Consider the following 18644-nt stretch of genomic DNA (forward strand, 5'->3'; position numbering starts at 1 on the left):
GTCACCAGCGGGGTGATAACACCACCGTACCGCTTGTGAACGCTTGCACAAAGTTGGTCGACCGGCCTCCGGACGCCGCTGTTCACCTGTTCGAACGGTGTGCCCGCGCGGAAAAGGGGTCGCGCCCTCCCGCGGGCACGGGAAGGCGCGACCCCTAACGGGTGAACTTGCGAAGTGCCAGGTCAGGCGGCCGGCGGGGTGAGCACCTTGCCGATGACGAACACGGTGGCGTTGGCGGTCGGGATGTTGCCGCACAGCACCGGGGCGCCGTTGACGGTCATCGCGTCACCGGTGCCCGAGATGGTCAGCTCCTGGCCCGTGAGGCTCTTCACGGTGCCCGCGCCCTCCAGCCCGTCGGCGTCGTAGCGCTGCCCGACGACGTGGTACTGGAGGATCTTGCCCAGCGCGGCGGGGTCGGCCGCCAGCTCCTGGAACTTCGCGTCGCCCAGCTCGGCGAACGCCGGGTCGGCGGGCGCGAACACGGTGATCGCCTCCTGCGAGTTCAGCGTGTCGACCAGGTTCGCCGCCTTGACCGCCGCCACCAGCTTCGTGAGCAGCGGGTTGTTGGACGCGGCGGTGGCCACCGGGTCGTCGACCATGCCCTGGAGCGAGCCCTCGTCCGACGGGTCGGCCGGCACCTGGGCGCAGCCGGGGCCGAACACGTCGGTCGTCTCGGTCACGCCGTCGGCCATGGCCGCCGAGGAGCTGGTGGCGGTCGTCGTGGTGGCCTCGGCGGCGCTGGAGCCGGAGGACGCGGTGTCGCCACCGCCGCAAGCCGCGACCGACAGGGCGGCGGCGACGACGGCACCGGCGAGGGCGAGCTTGGGGTTGCGCACAGCGGATCACTCCTCGGGGGTTTACCTGCTTCGGTACTCACTAAGACGTTCGAAGCGGGAAGCGATCCGGTTCGGGGGAATTCTCAGGAGACGGTGAAGAAGATGGAGTGCCAGCCGGTCGCGCCGTCCGGCACGGGCGCCACCCGCGCCTGCGGCTGGGTGAACCCGGAGCGGTCCGTGGCGCGCACCTCCACGGTGTGGCCGCCGGGGGCGAGGTCCAGCTCGACCCGCCACATCCGCCACGTCGACCCGCTGACCTCGTCGGCCAGCCGGGCCGTCCGCCAAGGACCGCCGTCGGCGCGCACCTCGACCTTCGCCACGCCGGTGGGCTGCGCCCACGCCACGCCGGTCACCACGACCGGGCCGGACACCGTGGCCAGGCCCTTGGGGCTGTCGATGCGGGACATGGTCTTGATCGGCGCGCGCTGCGCCCACCCGCGGTCGAGCCAGTAGCCGCGCCTGGCCGCGAACGTGGTCAGCTCCAGGTCGGTGACCCACTTGGTGGCCGACACGTACCCGTACAGGCCGGGCACGACCAGCCGCGCCGGGAACCCGTGCTCCAGCGGCAGCGGCTCGCCGTTCATGCCCAGCGCGATGAGCGCGCCGCGGTCCTCCTCCAGCACCACGTCGACCGGGCTGCCCGCGGTCCAGCCGTCGACGCTGGTGGAGAACAGCTGGTCGGCCCCGGGCCGCACGCCCGCCTCCAGCAGCACGTCCCGCAGCGGCACGCCCACGAAGTTCGCGGTGGAGATGTAGGGCCCGCCCACCTCGTTGGACACGCAGGTCATGGTGACCGTGCGCTCGACCAGGTCACGGCGGCGCAGGTCCTCGTAGCGCAGGTTCAGCTCGCGGTCGACCAGGCCGTGCACGCGCAGCACCCAGTCCTCGGCGCGCACGCGCGGCACGCTCAGCGCCACGTCGACCCGGTAGAAGTCGCGGGTGGGCGTGATGAACGACGGGGTGCCCTCGGCGGCGAAGTCGGCGCCCGCGGGCACGGCCGGGGCGGGGCGCGCGGGCGTGAGGTCCCCGACGGCCCGCCGCGACGCCTCCACGTCCACCCGCCTGCCCAGCAGCTGCCCGGCCAGCCCCGCCACCACCGACGCCCCGGCGATCGCCAGGAACGCCCGGCGGCCCCCGTCCTCCGGCGCGCGGGCGTGCAGCGACCGGAACACCACGACGCCGACGACCAGGCTCGCGACCGGCGCCAGGACGCCCAGCTGCCCCAGGTCCGGCCGGTACAGCACGGCGGCCACGCCCAGCAGCCCCAGCACGACGGCCAGCACCGTGCCCGGCAGGGCCGAGCGGCGGGACAGCAGCCCGGCCGCCACGGCGGCCGCCGCCAGCACGACGGCCATGCCCAGCAGCAGCACGAGCTTGTCGTAGGTGCCGAAGGTGCGGACCGCGAAGTCCTTCAGCCACGCGGGCGTGAGGTCGATCGCCGTGCTGCCGACGGCGAGCAGCGGCGAGGCCGGCGGGCCGACCAGGGCCGCGACGAGGTGCCCGGCCACGAGGGCGGCGGCCACGCCGAGGAGTCCGACGAGAGCGGCGGTCCAGCGGGTCATGGGTGTTATTCGACACCCGCGGCGCCGCGGTTCGGCCGAACCGTAAGGACCCGGTAAGTCAGGCCAGCGCGGCCCGCAGCCGGTCCTCCTCGACCTCCCAGTAGCCGTGCTCGCGCCCGTCGACCAGGATCACCGGCACCCGGTCGCCGTACTCGGCGCGCAGCTCGCGGTCGGCGTCGACGTCCTGCTCGTCCCAGGGGACGCCCAGCTCGCCGCAGATGCGCTCGACCTCGGCCCTGGCCCGCTCGCAGGCGTGGCAGTCGACCCGGCTGACGAGAGTGACGTGGTGGCTCACGCGGTCAGGTTAGAGGCAGCCTCAGGCGGGCGCGCGCGAGCTTCCCGGTCGGCGAGTGCGGCAGCGCCGTGGCGAACTCCACCGCGGTCGGCACCTTGAACTTGGCCAGCCGCGCCGCGCAGTGGTCCTTCACCGCGTCCTCGGTCAGCCCGCTGCCCTCGGCGGCCACCAGCACGACCTTCACCGACTCGCCGGTCCGCTCGTCGGGCACGCCGACCGCCGCCGACTCGACCACGCCGTCCAGCTCGTTGACCACCTGCTCCACCTCGTGCGGGTACACGTTGAACCCGTTGACGATGATCAGGTCGCCCGCCCGGTCCACCAGGTGCAGGTCGCCGTCGGAGTCGAGGTAGCCCACGTCGCCGGTGCGGAACCAGCCGTCCGCGGCCGGCCCGTGCGCGCCGTCCGGCCAGTAGCCGCTGAACAGGTTGGCGCCCCGCGCCGCCACCAGCCCGGTGCCCGGCTCGTCCTCGTCGTCGTCCAGCGGGCGGCCGTCGGAGTCGACCAGCCGCAGCTCCACGCCGGGCAGCGGCCGGCCCACCGAGCCGGGCTTCGGCGTGCCGCCGGCCAGCGTCGTGGTCAGCACCGGCCCGGTCTCGGTCAGCCCGTAGCCCTCGTACACCGGCAGCCCCACGGCCTGCCGCAGGCCCGCGAGCACGCCGGGTGCCAGCGGCGCGGCGCCGGAGGTGAACAGCCGCACGGTCGCCAGGTCCTCCCGCAGCCGCTCGACCGGCTGGGCCAGGAACGCCTGGTACATCGGAGGCACGCCCACCAGCGTGGTCACCCGGTGCTCGCGGATCGCGGTCAGCGCCTGGTCCGGGTCGAACCGCTCCAGCAGCACGGCCGTCGCGCCGGCCCCCGCGACCTGCAACAACCCCGGGCCCAGGCCGTAGACGTGGAACAGCGGCAGCGCCAGCAGCACCCGGTCGCCCGCGGTCACCGGCGCCGGCCGCAGCGACGCGCACTGCTCGACGTTGGCCAGCAGCGCCCGGTGCGACAGCATCGCGCCGCGCGGCGACCCGGACGTGCCGGAGGTGTAGCCGAGCACGGCCAGGTCCTCGCCGGACCCGACGGCCGGGAACTCCTCCCCCGGCTCGAACCCCGGCGCGGGCAGCACCTCGACGTCGCCCTCGCCCTCGCCGACCAGCAGCTTCGCCCCGCTGTCGGCCACCAGCCTGCGCAGCTCGCGCGGCGGCTGCCCCGGCCCGGCGGGCACCACGACGCCGCCCGCGCGCAGCACGCCGAACACCGCCACGCAGAACGCGGGCCCGGTCGGCAGCCGCACCACCACCCGGTCGCCGGGTTCGAGGCCCGCGCCGACCAGCCGGCGCGCCTCGCCGTCCACCGCGGCGTCGAACTCGGCCCAGGTCCAGCTGTCCGCGGTGGTGACATCCACCAGTGCGACGTGCTTGGGTCCACGGTGCGCGGAAGCGCGAACCAGGTCGGCGACGTTGCGTGCGGTACCGGCCAACTCGACCTCCTGGGAACCACGGTGGACCTCAGCGCAGTCTGTCACGCGCGACCGGCGTCACGAAGTGCCTCCGTTCGCGTCGCACCTTCGAGACCAGTTGCCGCTACCTACTACGGAGTAACAACACGTATGCTGCCGGCACGGCGACCCTGTGGAGGTGCCGCGAGCCGATGACCGCAAGGGCACGCGAGAACCCCGTCCGGACGCTCCGCTCGATGTGGAGCACGGGAGGACAGTCCAGCACGATCGTGAGCGTGGAGAGCGAACCGGCAAGAGAGCCGTGGAACCTCGTTCGTGCCGCCCAGGACGGCGACACGGACGCGTTCGGCGTGCTCTACGACCGGTACGTCGACGTGGTGTACCGGTACGTGCTGTTCCGCGTGGGCGACCGCACGCTGGCCGAGGACGTGACCAGCGAGACGTTCCTGCGCGCGCTGCGCAGCATCCGCTCGATCAGCTACCAGGGCCGCGACGTCGGCGCCTGGTTCGTCACCATCGCCCGCAACATCGTCTTCGACCACGTCAAGTCCAGCCGCTACCGGCTGGAGGTCACCACGGCCGAACTGGCGGACAACCGCGAGGTCACCAGCGGCCCCGAGGACGAGGTCCTGACCGACGCGGCCAACGCCGAGCTGCTCCGCTGCGTCGCCCAGTTGGGTGATGACCAGCGTGAATGCATCACGCTGCGTTTCATCCAGGGCTTGTCCGTCGCTGAAACGGCCGCGAAGATGGGGCGCAACGAGGGCGCGGTCAAGGCCCTCCAGCACCGGGCGGTGCGCCGCCTGGCGCAACTGCTGCCGACCTGGTTGCGGTGATCACGGTCGCACCGCGTAACCCCGGGAGCGCCCGGTTCGTTGTTCGGGGCAGGATCGCTCGGAACGGTGCGGGATGGTGGGCAGAGGGATCACGCCGTTGTGGCGTCACAGGCAGCGCGAGCAGTTCGCCCGCGCCGTCGACGCGCACCCCGAACCGGGCGACGAGTCCTTCGCCGACGAGCTGGCGGTCGTGTCACTGCTTCGCAAAGCCGCAGTCACGTCCGGCCCCGACGAGGCCGCGAGGGCCCGCATGCGCGACCGCGTCCTGGGAGGCGCGGCACCGCAGCCACCCACCAGGCTCGACGAGCGCCGTCCCCGCACGGGTGCCCGCGGCCGATTAGCGATCGCCCTGGCCGCCGCGCTGTGCCTGGTGTTCTCGCTGGCCGGCATGAGCCTCCTGCTCAGCCGCGACGCACTGCCGGGCGACGCGCTGTACGGCGTGAAGCGCACCGCCGAGTCGGCCTCCCTGGGCCTGACCTTCGGCGAGGACTCCAAGGGCTACAAGCGCCTGGAGTTCGCCTCCGCGCGCCTGGACGAGCTGGAGACCCTGGTCTCCCGCTACGACGGCGGCGGCCCCCTCGGCGGCTACCTCACCGCGCTGGCGGACTTCGACACCGACGCCGCGGCCGGTTCCCGCGTGCTGACCGCGTTCGGGGCGAACTCCGACCAACGCGCCCTGGAGGGCCTGCGCGACTGGGCCGCGTCCCAGTCCGCCCGGTTGACGGCGCTGCGCGCGACCCTGCCCGCGGCAGCCGTGGACCGGGCGGACACCTCACTGGACCTGCTGGAGCGCATCACCACCCGGGCAACAGCCCTGCAGACCCGGTGCGCGGTCCCCTCCCGGGAAACCGACGAGGTGGGCCCCCTCCCCACCGAGGACGGCTGCCGCCCGGCACCACCCACCACCACGGGCCCTCAGCAGCCGACCACCACGACCACCCGGGCCCCCGCCACCCAGGCCCCCGACGCCCCCACCACCCCGGGCGGCGGCACCCCCACGCAAGCACCGCAACCACTCCCCACGACCATCCCCGCCCAGCCCTCCCAGCTACCGCCCCCGGTGACCACGACCCCGAACACCCCGGTCCTCCCACTGCCGTCACTGCCCCTCCCGTCGCTGCCGCTGCCCGGCCTCGGCGGCTGATCGCTACCCTGTCCCCATCGGACCCCGGGAGGCGCTGACGTGGTGAAAAGGCGTGCGGAGGGCACGGCCGAGCGGGAGAGGCTCGCCGCGCTGGCCGGCGAGGCTTCGGCCGAGGCCGCGCTGGCGGTCGTCGAGCAGACCGGCGGCGCCCCCACCGACCACACCGCCACCGACCTGACCGCCGCGGCCTTCTTCGACGTCGACAACACCATGATGATGGGCGCGTCGATCTTCCACTTCGCCCGGGGCCTGGCCGCCCGCAAGTACTTCCGCAACTCCGACCTCCTGGGCTTCGCCTGGCAGCAGATCAAGTTCCGCGTGGGCGGCCGAGAAGACCCCCAGAGCGTGGCCGCGTCCCGGGAACAGGCGCTGTCCTTCGTGGCGGGCCGCTCAGTGGCGGAACTGGTGTCCCTGGGCGAGGAGATCTACGACGAGCTCATGGCGGACAAGATCTGGACCGGCACCCAAGCCCTGGCCCAAATGCACCTGGACGCCGGCCAACGCGTCTGGCTGGTCACGGCGACCCCGGTGGAACTGGCCCAGATCATCGCCAGGCGCCTGGGACTCACCGGCGCCCTGGGAACCGTCTCGGAAAGCTCCGACGGCATCTACACGGGCCGCCTGGTGGGCGACCTGCTGCACGGCCGGGCAAAAGCCCACGCGGTCCGCGCCCTAGCCGCAAAAGAAGGACTCGACCTCCGCCGCTGCACCGCCTACTCCGACTCGGTCAACGACGTCCCCATGCTCTCCGTAGTAGGCACGGCGGTAGCCGTCAACCCGGACTCGGGCCTACGGGAAGCAGCCCGCAAACGAGGCTGGGAAATCCGAGACTTCCGCACCGGAAGAAAAGCGGCGAAAATCGGCGTCCCCTCAGTCCTGGGCGCAGGCGCCCTGGCCGGCGCAGTAGCAGCCACAGTCGCCTACCGCCGCCGCGACCGCTGACCCACACACTCCTCGAACGTAGAACTCGGGGGCCCGGAACGTTCGACACGAGGGTCCCGAACGTTCGACACGAGGGTCCCGAACGTTCGACACGAGGGTCCCGAACGTTCGACTCGCGGTGTCCGACCGGAGGACACGCGGTGCCTGACTGGAGGACACGCGCGGTCTGAAGGCATGACACGCCCGGCCCCAAGGCATGACTCGCGCGCCCCAAGCGCATGACTCGCCCGACTTCAGTGCATGACTCGCCGGTGGGAGCGTGACCACGCACGGGAGTGGCGTGTTCGTTCACTGGGGGGTTGCTCGTGGTCTCCCGTATGGCCTGGGCGCAGCCCTACCGCGCTTGTCAAGGGTCCCGCACGCTTTTCGCGGGGCCCTTGACAAGGGTGGTTGCCTCCGGCAGGCCATGCGGGAGGGCACGAGCCCGCTTTTCCCCCCGGCGGCCTGCCCAGCGGCGAGCGCCCGCCCGTGAACCCCGATGCGGCCAACCGAAAGCCCGTGAACCCCCCGAGAGCGTCAGCCCAAGAACACGTTCCGCCGCTGAGTCAACAACCGGTACAACGTCTGCTGAATCGTCTCCCGAACCTGATCAGTCAGGTTGAACACCAACATCGGGTCATCCGCCGCGTGCTCCCCGTAAACATCCGTCCGAATCGGCTCACCGAACTCGATGTACCACTTGGACGGCAACGGCACCGCCCCCAACGGCCCCAGCCACGGAAAAAACGGCGTAACCGGAAAATAGGGAAACCCGAACAACCGGGCCAACGGCTTCACATCCCCGATCTTGGGGTAGATCTCCTCAGCCCCCACGATCGAACAGGGGATGATCGGCACCCCGGTGTTCAACGCCGCCGAAACGAACCCACCCCGCCCGAAGCGCTGCAGCTTGTACCGGTCCTTGAACGGCTTCCCGATCCCCTTGAACCCCTCGGGCCACACCCCCACCAGCTCCCCGGACCGCAGCAACCGCTCCGCATCCGGGTTGCAGGCCAACGTCTGCCCGGACTTCCGCGCCAACGCCCCCAGCACCGGCGTCCTGAACACCAGATCAGCCCCGAGCATCCGCAGGTGCCGCCGAGCCGGGTGATCGTTCCGCACCGCGAACGCCGTCATCAACGCGTCCAGCGGCAACGTCCCCGAGTGGTTGGCCACGATCAACGCCCCACCCCGCCCGGGCACGTTGTGGACCCCGATCGCCTCCACCCGGAACCACTTCTCGTACAACGGCCGAAGCGGCGGCATCAGCACCGTGTCGGTCAACTCCCGGTCGAACCCGAACTCGTCAACCTCGTACTCCCCCTGGAGCCGCCGCCGAGCGAACCCCAGCAGCTCAGCCAGCCGCCTCTCCCACTCAGGAGCCCCGGCACCGTCCCCGGCAGCACCCCCGCCACCAGCCTCGTCAGCCTCCGGTGCGGACACCTGCTCCGGCGCCCGACCACCCCGTCCCCGGGCCGCCTCCCGATCCGCACCGTGCAACGGGATCACCCGCGCCTCTGCCACGTCCACCTCCTACCAGCCAACCAGACCCGACCCCACCCACCTAACGCCACCGAGCAGCCGCGTCGAGCACCCCGCGCTCAACCGCCGCAACCACCTCCGGGTCGATCAACGGCCGCAACGCCCGCCCGCTCACGTAATCGTCGAACGCCTGCTGCGTGGTCCACCGGGGCGTGAACCCGAACTCCTCCTTCAACAGGGTCGTGTCCACCACCCGCCCCCAGTTCAGGAACCTCATCTGATCAGGCGAGAAGTCCACCAACCGAGCCCCGCGGAACACGCGCCCCACACTCGGCACCGCCACGCTCGGCACCCTCAGGTTGATCCGCCCGGCCCGCCGAATGGCCTGCGAGAGCAGCAGCACCCCGTCCCCGCCCACGTTGTAGACCCCGGGCAGGTCCAGCAGGGTCGCCCGCTCCATCACCGCCAACGCGTCCTCCGAGTGCAACAACTGCACCCGCGCGTCGTACCCCAGCACCGTGGGCACCACCGGCAGCGCGAAGTACCTGGTCAGCACCGTGTCAATCCGGGGCCCGATGAAATTCGTGAACCTCAGCGCCGTGACACCGACGTCCGGCCGCCGCCGCGAGAACCCCCGGACGTACCCCTCCACCTCGACCGCGTCCTTGGCGTACCCGCTGGACGGCAGGTCCTTGGGCCCCATGTCCTCGGTGAACACCGCCGGGTCGCGGGAGCTGGACCCGTACACCGCGCTGGTCGACTTGACCACCAGCTTCCGCACGTGCGGCGACTTCTGGCACGCGGCCAGCAGCTGCATCGTGCCGATGACGTTCATCTCCTTCATCGCGGTGCGCCCGGTGGGCCCGGCCGGGTTCGCGTTCACCGACGCGTGCACGACCGTGTCGACCTGCGCCGTGGCGATGACCTTCGCGATCAGCGGGTTCCGGATGTCCGCCCGCACGAACTCCGCGCGCCCCATCCGGCGCAGCAGGTCGCGCGACGGCGGCTCCGTGTCCACCGCGAGCACGCGTTCGATGTCCGGGTTCGCCGCGAAGCGCGCGGCGAGGTGACCGCCGAGGAAGCGGCTGCAACCGGTGACGAGAACGACCTTGGGCGCCATGCGACTCCATGTGGGTGCTGCGACCCGACGATGCTAACCGGCTTCACCACCGCGCGAGACCCGGCGGAACCCCACACGGACGCACCTCACCGGGCCTACCGGACCAATCACCCGAACGGAGGTCCCGATCGGCCGCAGCCAACCCACCGCAGCCGCCGCCAGCCGACCTCGACCAGCGCTCACCCCGACCAGCCAGCCGCCCCGACCAGCCAGCCAACCTCGACCAGCCCTCACCCCGACCAGCCAGCCGCCCCGACCAGCCAGCCAACCTCGACCAGCCCTCACCCCGACCAGCCAGCCGCCCCGACCAGCCACCCCACCCCCGGGCCCTCAACAACAACACCGCCAGCCCCCGGCACGAGACCGGGGACCGGCGGTGTGAGAACCCGCAGGGGTTACTTACCGCGCTTGCGACGCTGCACCCGCGTCTTGCGCAGCAGCTTGCGGTGCTTCTTCTTCGACATGCGCTTGCGGCGCTTCTTGATGACCGAGCCCATGCGGGTTCCTTAACTACTAGACGTCGGTTGCTCTCCACGCGCCGGTGGAGACACCCGTCAAGAGGGCGCGCCGACACCAGGCACGAACGGCCTACCACTTTACCCGGCGGCCGGCGCGCACCCTCAGGCACCCGCCCAACCAGCGCCCCGCAAGCGCCCGACCAGGCCCGGAAGGCCCGGCGAACGCCCCGGGAGCGCTACCACCGCACCCCGACCTCACCCGGCGTCGAAGTAGGCGTTCCGCAGGTACTCGTCCACCGCCTTCTCCGGCACCCTGAACGACTTGCCCACGCGCACCGCCGTGAGCTCGCCCGAGTGCACCAACCGGTACACCGTCATCTTCGACACGCGCATCACGAGCGCGACCTCGGCAACCGTCAGGAACTTGACTTGGCCGAGCGACTTCTCCTCCGCAGGCATGGATCACCGCGTCCTTCGACACGCGTCGTGCCGTCGGCTTCCCCACCGACGGTTCGACACGCACGTGCTCCCCTGAGGGTAACGGGACACCTGGGACTGGTGCGACGGCCAATGGCGGAATCAGTCCTCCTCGTGGGCGCGTCCCAGCTCCACCGAACGGTCGCGCGCCGCCTCCAGCGCGGCCAGCAGCGCGGCGCGCACCCCGTGCTTCTCCAGCTCGCGGATGGCCATGATGGTGGTGCCCGCCGGCGACGTGACGGCCTCGCGGAGGATCACCGGGTGCTGGTCGCCCTCGTTCAGCATGGTGGCCGCGCCGACCGCCGACTGGATGATGAGCCGCCCGGCCAGCTCGCGCGGGATGCCGAGCAGGATGCCCGCGTCGATCATGGCCTCGACCAGGTAGAAGAAGTACGCGGGCCCGGACCCGGACAGCGCCGTCACGGCGTCCTGCTGGCTCTCCGGCACCCGCGCCACCTGGCCGACCGTGCTCAGCAGCTCCTCGACCAGCGCCAGGTGCTCGTCCGTCGCGTACCGGCCCGCCGAGATGGCGCTCATCGCCTGCCCGACCACCATCGGCGTGTTCGGCATGACCCGCACGACCGGCGTGCTGTCGGGCAGCCGGCGCTCGAACAGCGACGTCGGCAGCCCCGCGCACAGCGACACGACCAGCGTGCCGGGCTTGAGCACCGGGTTCAGCTCGTCGAGCAGGGGCTCGATGTCCTGGGGCTTGACCGCGACCACGAGCACGTCGGCCCGCTGCGCGGCACTCGCCACGTCCAGGCCCTCCACCCCGTACCGGGCGGTCAGTTCGGCGGATCGCTCCGGGTGCTTCTCGGTGAACAGCAACCGGCCGGCCTCGCGCCCGCCCTGCAACAGCCCCGACAGCAGGGCCTCCCCGATCTTGCCAGCCCCCAGCACGGCGATGGTCGTCATGGCCTTAGCCTGCCACGCCCCTCCACCCGACCCTCACCCCCCGCGTGTCCTCCACTCAGACACCGCGAGTCGAACGTTCAGCACCCCCGTGTCGAACCCTCAGACCCCCCGAGTTCCACGTTCAGCCCTGAACGGCAGGCGTCAACGCCAACTGCCGCGCCTGGCACACGAGCCGCCCCGCCGAGTCGATGACCACCGCGTCCTCGTCGAACCACTGCCCGTGGACCGCGCTGCACGACACCCGCACCCGCAGCCACCCCGGCGCCGGGTCGGCCCGCAGCAACGCCGTCAGCTGCACCGTCGGCGACCACCCCAACCGCCCGAGGTTGAACGTCACCGGCACCGAGATGTCCCCCGCGAGCAGCGCGAAGTACGGGTCGGGCCGCTCCTGCAGCGGTCGCACCCACAGCCGCAGCACCAGCGGGTCGCCCACGCGCCCGGTCAGGAACCCCGCCCCCTCCGGGTCCAGCCGCACGTCGCACACCGCCCCGAGCTTGTACACCCCGCCGGACCCCATCGAAGCCAGGTCCAGCGCGTTCGCCGGCGGCACCGCGGGCACGTCCGGCAGGTCGACGTAGTCCGGCGCCGCCGTCGGCATCCGCCCGACCGTCACCGACGCCTCCACGCAACTGCGCCCGCGCTGCTCCAGCGCCGCCGTCACCACCGTGGCCGTGCGCCCGGCCTTGCGCACGTCCGTCCTGATCAGCACCGGCCCGACCTCCGGCGCGCGCAGGAACTGGGCGCTCACCGCCAGCGGCGCGGGCTCGTCGGGCACGGCCGCCCGCGCGCTGTCCACCGCCGCCCGCGTCAGCAGGGCCAGCAGGAACCCGCCGTGCGGCTTGGGACCGACGGTCCACTCGGCGGGCAGCGACGCGGTGTACGTGCCGTCGCCCAACGGGCGGACCGCACTGGCAACCGAGAAGGACACGGGGCTCCTCACGACCGGCTGAACAGGGAGCGGCGTTCCGCCAAGCGGCGCGCCAGGTGGTCGTACCACTGCCCGCCGAACGGGACGTGCACCCGCACCACGTGCCCCTCGGCCGCGAGGTGCCGCTGCGCGGCCGGCCGGACGCCGTACCGCACCTGGTACTCGAAGCCGTCGACGGGCCGGTCGTACCAGCGGGCGCGTTCGGCGACGATGTCGACCAGCCTCGGGTCGTGGGTGGCGAACACCGGGTGCCCGCCCCCCGCGAGCAGCGCGTTCGCGCAGCGGACGTAGTTGAGGTCGGCCTCGTGCGGGTCGGTGAGGGCGACGGACCGGGGTGCGTCGTGCGGACCTCCGCACAGCCGGACGCGGGTGCCGGCGAGCGCGCGGCAGTCGTCGAGGGTGCGGCGCAGGCCCGCCTGGAGGGCCACGCCCGTCTCGGGCCAGGCGCGCCGCAGCTCGGCGAGCACGTGCAGGGCCTGGTCGACGGTCGCGTGGTCCGCGCCCAGGGTGACCGTGGTCCCGGCCTGCTCGGCGGCGGCGCAGACGCGGGAGGCGTTGGTCAGGGCCACGTTCTCCGCCTGCCCGAGGGCGGGCAGCCGGACGGCGACGTCGACGTCCCCGGCCAGGCCGACGGCGTGCAGCTCGTCGAGCAGCCGCAGGTAGGTGAGCACGGTCCGCTCGGCCGCGGCCCGGCCCGGGGCGTCCCCGCCCAGGAGTTCCAGCGTGACCCGCAGGTCGTCGCGCACCAGGTGACCCGCGACGTCGATCGCGTCGGCGGTGGTCTCACCGGCCACGAACCGGCGCACCACGTCGCGGCTGACGGGTGCGGTGGCCACGATGCGGCGCACCGCCTCGTTGCCCGCGGCGGCCATGATCAGCGTCCGCAACGGAGTCACGATCAAGACCCTAACCGCTGGGTGGTGCGGGCGGAGGCGCGAGTTCAGCCACACGGTCGATGCGCGCTCGGCTCACCGAAGGCGCCCCCGGGGGTCTGAACGTAGAACTCAAGGGGTCCGAACGTTCGACACGAGGGGTCTGAAGGTTCGACTCGCGCGGGTTGGGCGCATGACTCGCGCGGGTTAGGAGAGGTGGCGGCGGGCGAAGGTCAGGGATTCGGTCAGGAGGGCGGTGCGGGCGGCGGCGGTGCGGGCGCGGCGGGTGTTGACCTCCAGGACCACCTGGCCGGTGAAGTCGGTGCGGGTCAGGTGGGTCAGCAGTTCGGCGCACGGCTGGGTGCCCCGCCCGGGTACCAGGTGCTCGTCCTTGGGCAGGCCGGAGCCGTCGGCCAGGTGGACGTGGGTCAGGCCGTCGCCCATGCGCTTGGCCAGCTCCATCGCGTCCATGTGCGCGGCGGAGGCGTGCGACAGGTCCAGGGTGTAGTTGCGGTGGCCCACGTCGGTCGGGTCGATGGACGGCCGGAACGCGGTGACCTGCACCGACCGGCCGCGGCCGAGCGCCCGGCGGACCGGGAACATGTTCTCCACCGCGATCGCCACGCCGCTGGCCTCCTCCAGCGAGTCCACCAGCTCGGGGAACGCCTCGGCGTAGCGCCGCTGCCACAGGAACGGCGGGTGCAGCACCACCGTGCGCGCACCCAGCTCCAGCGCCGCCTCGACGCTGCGGCGCAGCCGCTCCACCGGGTCGGGCGACCACACCCGCTGGCTGATGAGCAGGCACGGCGCGTGCACCGCCAGCACCGGCACCCCGGTCCGCTGCGACAGCCGCCGCAACGCGGCCACGTCCTGGCTGACCGGGTCGGCCCACACCATGACCTCGACCCCGTCGTAGCCCAGCTCGGCCGCCGCCTCGAACGCGGCGCCGGCGGGCTGCGGCCACACCGCGGCCGTGGACAGGCCGACCGGGATCAAGACTTCACCAGCAGCATCGCCGCCGGTGAGACCGTCACGATCAACCCGACGAGCACGGCGAGCACGGTGGTCTGGAGGTCGTCGGCCCGGCGGATCTTGCGGACCAGCATCACCAGGCCGACGGTCACCACCAGCGCCACGACCAGGGCCGCGGGCGCCAGGGTCCGCCACAGGAAGTTGAAGCCGAGCCACAGCGCGGCGCCGCCGACCACGCCCACGGCGAGCTGGCCGATCATGACCAGCCACTCCTTGCCGGCCGACCGGTCGCCCGCGTCCTCGCCGTCGACGTCCTCGTCGTCGAGGTCGGCGAGCCCGGCGGGTTCCTCGTCGTCGTCGAAGCGGCGGCCCCGGGACGGCGGCGGGTAGTCGTCCTCGTCCTCCTCGTCGAGGTCGACGTACGGGTGGAACTGGGTGCTCTCCTGCTCGACCGGCTCCGCCCGGCCACCGGGACCGCGCTCGTCCCCGGCCTCGTCGCCGAACCAGTCCTCGGCGCTCTGGTCGGGCAGCGGTTCGGGCAGCCTCGGCGGCGCGGGCGGCACGATCAGCACCGACTCGGTGGGCAGCGACTCCAGCGGCACGTTCGGCGTCAGCTCGTCCGGGACGCGCGGCAGCACCTCGGTCACCGGCTCGCGCACCGGCGGGGGCGGACCGCCCGGCACGGGGCGGACCAGGCTGGTCCGGGCCGCCTCCGGGACCACCGGCGGCTTCGGGCGGACGGGCTCGGGCGCGACCGGCGGGCTCAGCCGGGTGGCCTCGGGCGACACCGGCGGGCTCAGGCGCGTCGCCTCGGCGGACCCGGGCGGGTTCAGGCGGGCGGCGTCCGGCGGGCTCAGGCGCGACACCTCGGGCGGGCTCAGCCTGGACATCTCGGGCGCGGCCGGCCGGGGCGGCTCGACGGCGAAGTCGTCCACGATCGGCGGCACGACGCGCGTCTCCTCGGCCGGGTCGACCTCCGGCGCGCGCCTGCGGCCACCGGACTCCGGTTTCCCGGGCGGTCGCGCGGCGGGCGGGTCCAGCCGGGGCGGCGCGGCGGCCGGCGGCACCGGCGGCTGGTAGGCCGTCCGGTCCGGCTCGGCCTCGGCCTTGCGCCGCCCGCGCCGCGGCCGCTGCGGCAGGGCGGACGGCCCGGGAGGCCCAGGCGGGACGGGCGGAGCGGGTGCCGGTTCCGGCTCGTCCCGCACCGGCAGCAACCGCCCGCTGTCCGAGTTGACCCGCTCGATGATCGCCTGCGGAGCGGTGTCCGAGGCGTCCTCGGCCCGGCGGCGACGCCGACGCGGCGCCACCTCACCGGAGCCGCCGCCGTACTGGGCCAGCAACTCCGCGACGGTGCGCTGGGTCCGCTCCGACTCGCTCTCTCGACTCATCAACTCCACCGTGCCCCGTGGCGGCCAGTCCGTCCAGTGACACCCGTCCGGCGGGTGCTGCCCGGCGGGGGGTCCTGGTCCGACCCATTAGTGTGGTCCAGCCGACGCAGGATGACACCTTCTCGCAGCGCCCAGGGGCATATCTCCAGCTCACCCAGTGACAGCGCGCGCATGGCGGCCTCGGCCACCAGGGCGCCGGCCACGAGCTGGTGCGCCCGGCTCGGGCTCACCCCTTCGAGCTCGGCCAGGTCCGCCGCCGACATCCGCGAGATGAACGCGATCAGCTGCCGCAGCCCCGAGTCGGTCAGCACGCGCCGCGCGCGCGGCCCGGCGGACGACGGCGCGGCGCCGGTGAGCCGGGCCAGCGTGCGGAACGTCTTCGAGGTGGCGACCACCCGGTCCGGCTCGCCCACCCGGCGGATCTCCTTCGCCACCGGCGCGAGCTGCTCGGTGAGCCAGTCGGCGGTCTCGCGCACCTCGGCCCGCGTCGGCGGGTCGTGCGCGAAGCGGGTCCGGGTGAGCCGCCCCGCGCCCAGCGGCACCGAGAACGCCTCCTCGGGCGCCTCGTCCACGCCGATCGCCAGCTCCAGCGACCCGCCGCCGATGTCCAGGCACAGCAGCCTGCCCGCCGACCACCCGTACCAGCGGCGGACCGCGAGGAAGGTGTAGCGGGCCTCGTCCTCGCCGGACAGCACCCGCAGGTCGACGCCGGTCTCGGCGCGCACCCGCTCCAGCACCTCGGCCGAGTTGCCCGCCTCGCGCACCGCCGAGGTGGCGAACGCCATCAGGTCCTCGCAGCCCAGCCGCTCCGCCGCCGCCCGCGAGGCGGCGACGGCGCGCACGAGCCGGTCGGCGCCACCGCGCGAGAGCATGCCGGAGCCGTCCAGCTGCTCCGCGAGGCGCAGCACGGACTTCTCCGAGCTCATCGGCGTCGGGTGGGCACCCCGATGAGCGTCCACCACCAGGAGGTGGACCGTGTTGGAACCGACGTCAAGCACCCCGAGGCGCACGCGGTGCACCGTACCTGGTCGGGGTGGTCACGACTCGAACTTGTAGCCCAGTCCGCGCACGGTCACCAGGTGGCGGGGGGTCGACGGGTCGGGCTCGATCTTCGACCGCAGCCGCTTGACGTGCACGTCCAGGGTCTTGGTGTCGCCCACGTAGTCCGCGCCCCAGACCCGGTCGATGAGCTGGCCGCGGGTCAGCACCCGGCCGACGTTGCGCAGCAGGTACTCCAGGAGGTCGAACTCCTTGAGCGGCAGGCTCACCTCGGCGCCGTCGACGGTCACCACGTGCCGCTCGACGTCCATGCGCACCGGGCCCGCCTCCAGGACCTGCGGCAACAGCTCCTCGGACTCGCCGCCGCGGCGCAGCACCGCGCGGATGCGGGCGATCAGCTCGCGCGCCGAGTACGGCTTGGTGACGTAGTCGTCCGCGCCCAGCTCCAGGCCGACGACCTTGTCGATCTCGCTGTCCCGCGCCGTGACCATGATCACCGGCACGGCGGAGCGGGCGCGCAGCTGCTTGCACACGTCGGTGCCGCTCATGCCGGGCAGCATGAGGTCCAGCAGCACGATGTCGGCGCCGTTGCGGTCGAACTCCTCCAGCGCCTCCTGGCCGGTGGCCGCGAGCGCCGCGGTGAAGCCCTCCTTGCGCAGCAGGAAGGCGAGCGGGTCGGCGAAGGACTCCTCGTCCTCAACGATGAGCACCCTGGTCACAGCTCTCCTCCGTGGTTGCCTGCCGCGCCGGACGGCACGGTCGTGGCCAGTTCCTGCCCGGCCGGTCCCCTGGTGGACAGGTCCTTGGTCGGCTCGTCCCGCGGGTCGGGGTGGGCCGGGATGCGCAGGGTGAACGTGGAGCCGGTGCCCGGCACGCTCCACAGCTTCACCTCGCCGCCGTGGTTGTTGGCGACGTGCTTGACGATCGCCAGGCCGAGGCCGGTGCCGCCGGTGGCGCGCGAGCGAGCCTTGTCGACCCGGTAGAAGCGCTCGAACACCCTGGTCTGCTGGTCCTCGGCGATGCCGATGCCGCGGTCGGTGACGGCGATCTCCACGTACCCGTCGACGAGCTTGCGGCTGACCGAGACGGGGCTGCCCGGCGGCGAGTAGGCGACGGCGTTCTCCAGCAGGTTGCTCAGCGCCGTGACCAGCAGCGTCCGGTCGCCCTCGACGGTCAGGCCGCTGGGGTCGTCGGTGGTGACGTCGATGCTCGCGGACTCGGCGGCGAGCTTGGTGCGGCTCATCGCCTCGCTGACCACCACGTCGACGTCGACCTCGCTGAGCTCCGGCAGCTTCTCCGCGCCCTGGAGCCGCGACAGCGCGATCAGCTCGGTGACCAGGGTGCCCAGCCGGGTGGCCTCCTGCATGATCTTGGCGCTGAACCGGCGGACCTCCTCCCGGTCGTCGGCCGCGTCGAGCACCGCTTCGGCCAGCAGGGCCAGCGCGCCCACGGGCGTCTTCAGCTCGTGGCTGACGTTGGCCACGAAGTCGCGCCGGGTCGCCTCCAGCCGCACGGCCTCGGACTCGTCCGATGCCTCGACCACCACGAACCCCTCGGTCAGCACCTTCACCGCCGCGTGCACGGCCGCGGGCTGGCGGCCCTTGATGACCTCCAGCGACGACAGGTCGACCGAGACCACGCCGCCGTCCCGGCGGGCCAGTTCGGCGGCGCGGCGGGCCCGGTCGTCCACCCGGTTGTTGCGCACCACGCCCAGCTCCTCGGCGCGGGCGTTGTGCAGCACGACGTCGCCGAAGGCGTTGAGGACCGCGATGCCGTCGTGGGAGGAGCGGACCACCATGGCCATCAGGTCGGCGACGGTGAGGCCCCTGGGGCGGGCCTCGCGGGTGCCCGCGGTGAGCCTGCCCGCGAGAAAGGCCGTGCCGCCGATCAGCAGAGCGCCGATCGACAGGACGAGGTAACCCGTTGCGGTCACGATCGCATCGTAAGCAGGTCAGGGCGGGTGCGGCCTAGTGCGCGCGGGGAGTTCGT

General features: G+C 72.9%; 19 protein-coding genes. 3 read left to right on the forward strand and 16 right to left on the reverse strand.

What is annotated here, in order from left to right:
* Positions 1-182: 182 nt before the first annotated feature.
* The 4 genes from EKG83_RS44735 to EKG83_RS44750 all read right to left on the reverse strand — a co-directional run bounded on the left by EKG83_RS44735 (position 183) and on the right by EKG83_RS44750 (position 4164).
* The gene (locus tag EKG83_RS44735; protein ID WP_033428486.1) at positions 183-836 is read right to left on the reverse strand and encodes a fasciclin domain-containing protein; all 654 of its coding nucleotides are present in this window, start codon (positions 834-836) and stop codon (positions 183-185) included.
* An 83-nt stretch (positions 837-919) separates the two neighbouring features.
* Positions 920-2398, reverse strand: a complete 1479-nt coding sequence (locus EKG83_RS44740; RefSeq protein ID WP_033428485.1) for a molybdopterin-dependent oxidoreductase — start codon at positions 2396-2398, stop codon at positions 920-922.
* 58 nt (positions 2399-2456) lie between these two features.
* Positions 2457-2693, reverse strand: a complete 237-nt coding sequence (locus EKG83_RS44745) for a glutaredoxin family protein (protein ID WP_033428484.1) — start codon at positions 2691-2693, stop codon at positions 2457-2459.
* A gap of 4 nt (positions 2694-2697) precedes the next feature.
* On the reverse strand, positions 2698-4164 hold the full coding sequence (locus tag EKG83_RS44750) for an AMP-binding protein (RefSeq protein WP_033428483.1): 1467 nt from the start codon (positions 4162-4164) through the stop codon (positions 2698-2700).
* A 215-nt stretch (positions 4165-4379) separates the two neighbouring features.
* On the opposite strand from EKG83_RS44750, the gene EKG83_RS44755 reads away from it, so the two are divergent.
* The 3 genes from EKG83_RS44755 to EKG83_RS44765 all read left to right on the forward strand — a co-directional run bounded on the left by EKG83_RS44755 (position 4380) and on the right by EKG83_RS44765 (position 7065).
* Positions 4380-4979, forward strand: a complete 600-nt coding sequence (locus EKG83_RS44755) for a sigma-70 family RNA polymerase sigma factor (RefSeq protein WP_228122995.1) — start codon at positions 4380-4382, stop codon at positions 4977-4979.
* Between the two features lie 97 nt (positions 4980-5076).
* Positions 5077-6123, forward strand: a complete 1047-nt coding sequence (locus tag EKG83_RS44760) for a DUF5667 domain-containing protein (RefSeq protein WP_153278816.1) — start codon at positions 5077-5079, stop codon at positions 6121-6123.
* A gap of 39 nt (positions 6124-6162) precedes the next feature.
* Positions 6163-7065, forward strand: a complete 903-nt coding sequence (locus EKG83_RS44765) for an HAD family hydrolase (protein WP_033428480.1) — start codon at positions 6163-6165, stop codon at positions 7063-7065.
* Between the two features lie 516 nt (positions 7066-7581).
* Here the strand turns inward: EKG83_RS44765 and EKG83_RS44770 are convergent.
* The 12 genes from EKG83_RS44770 to EKG83_RS44825 all read right to left on the reverse strand — a co-directional run bounded on the left by EKG83_RS44770 (position 7582) and on the right by EKG83_RS44825 (position 18588).
* Positions 7582-8568 carry a lysophospholipid acyltransferase family protein gene (locus EKG83_RS44770; protein WP_033428757.1) on the reverse strand — a complete coding sequence of 329 codons (987 nt, stop codon included), beginning with the start codon at positions 8566-8568 and terminating at the stop codon, positions 7582-7584.
* Positions 8569-8608: 40 nt separating this feature from the next.
* Complete coding sequence (locus EKG83_RS44775) at positions 8609-9646, reverse strand: NAD-dependent epimerase/dehydratase family protein (RefSeq protein WP_033428479.1); 1038 nt, start codon at positions 9644-9646, stop codon at positions 8609-8611.
* A gap of 395 nt (positions 9647-10041) precedes the next feature.
* A complete protein-coding gene (locus EKG83_RS44780) occupies positions 10042-10143 on the reverse strand; it encodes a 30S ribosomal protein bS22 (RefSeq protein WP_015105422.1) in 102 nt (33 codons plus the stop codon).
* Between the two features lie 216 nt (positions 10144-10359).
* Positions 10360-10563, reverse strand: a complete 204-nt coding sequence (locus tag EKG83_RS44785) for a helix-turn-helix domain-containing protein (RefSeq protein WP_033428478.1) — start codon at positions 10561-10563, stop codon at positions 10360-10362.
* 120 nt (positions 10564-10683) lie between these two features.
* Positions 10684-11496: a pyrroline-5-carboxylate reductase gene (proC, locus tag EKG83_RS44790; protein ID WP_033428477.1), complete on the reverse strand. Its 813-nt coding sequence runs from the start codon at positions 11494-11496 to the stop codon at positions 10684-10686.
* A gap of 121 nt (positions 11497-11617) precedes the next feature.
* A complete protein-coding gene (locus EKG83_RS44795) occupies positions 11618-12424 on the reverse strand; it encodes a thioesterase family protein (protein ID WP_084716038.1) in 807 nt (268 codons plus the stop codon).
* 8 nt (positions 12425-12432) lie between these two features.
* Entirely contained in the window at positions 12433-13320 is an 888-nt protein-coding gene (locus EKG83_RS44800) for a proline dehydrogenase family protein (protein ID WP_033428756.1), read from the reverse strand.
* Positions 13321-13503: 183 nt separating this feature from the next.
* Complete coding sequence (locus tag EKG83_RS44805) at positions 13504-14292, reverse strand: sugar phosphate isomerase/epimerase family protein (protein WP_033428475.1); 789 nt, start codon at positions 14290-14292, stop codon at positions 13504-13506.
* Positions 14289-15656 (reverse strand): hypothetical protein, encoded by a 1368-nt coding sequence (locus EKG83_RS44810; RefSeq protein WP_051764645.1) that lies wholly within the window; start codon positions 15654-15656, stop codon positions 14289-14291. The genes EKG83_RS44805 and EKG83_RS44810 overlap by 4 nt, the downstream gene beginning before the upstream one ends.
* Entirely contained in the window at positions 15656-16666 is a 1011-nt protein-coding gene (locus EKG83_RS44815; protein WP_033428754.1) for a Ppx/GppA phosphatase family protein, read from the reverse strand. The genes EKG83_RS44810 and EKG83_RS44815 overlap by 1 nt, the downstream gene beginning before the upstream one ends.
* A gap of 27 nt (positions 16667-16693) precedes the next feature.
* Positions 16694-17374, reverse strand: coding sequence for a response regulator transcription factor (locus EKG83_RS44820; protein ID WP_033428474.1), 681 nt, complete (start codon positions 17372-17374; stop codon positions 16694-16696).
* Positions 17371-18588 (reverse strand): sensor histidine kinase, encoded by a 1218-nt coding sequence (locus EKG83_RS44825; RefSeq protein WP_033428473.1) that lies wholly within the window; start codon positions 18586-18588, stop codon positions 17371-17373. Before EKG83_RS44825 ends, EKG83_RS44820 begins: the two co-directional genes overlap by 4 nt.
* Between the last annotated feature and the right edge of the window lie 56 nt (positions 18589-18644).

Origin of the sequence: Saccharothrix syringae (genome assembly GCF_009498035.1) — a bacterium.
GTDB classification, from domain to species: domain Bacteria; phylum Actinomycetota; class Actinomycetes; order Mycobacteriales; family Pseudonocardiaceae; genus Actinosynnema; species Actinosynnema syringae.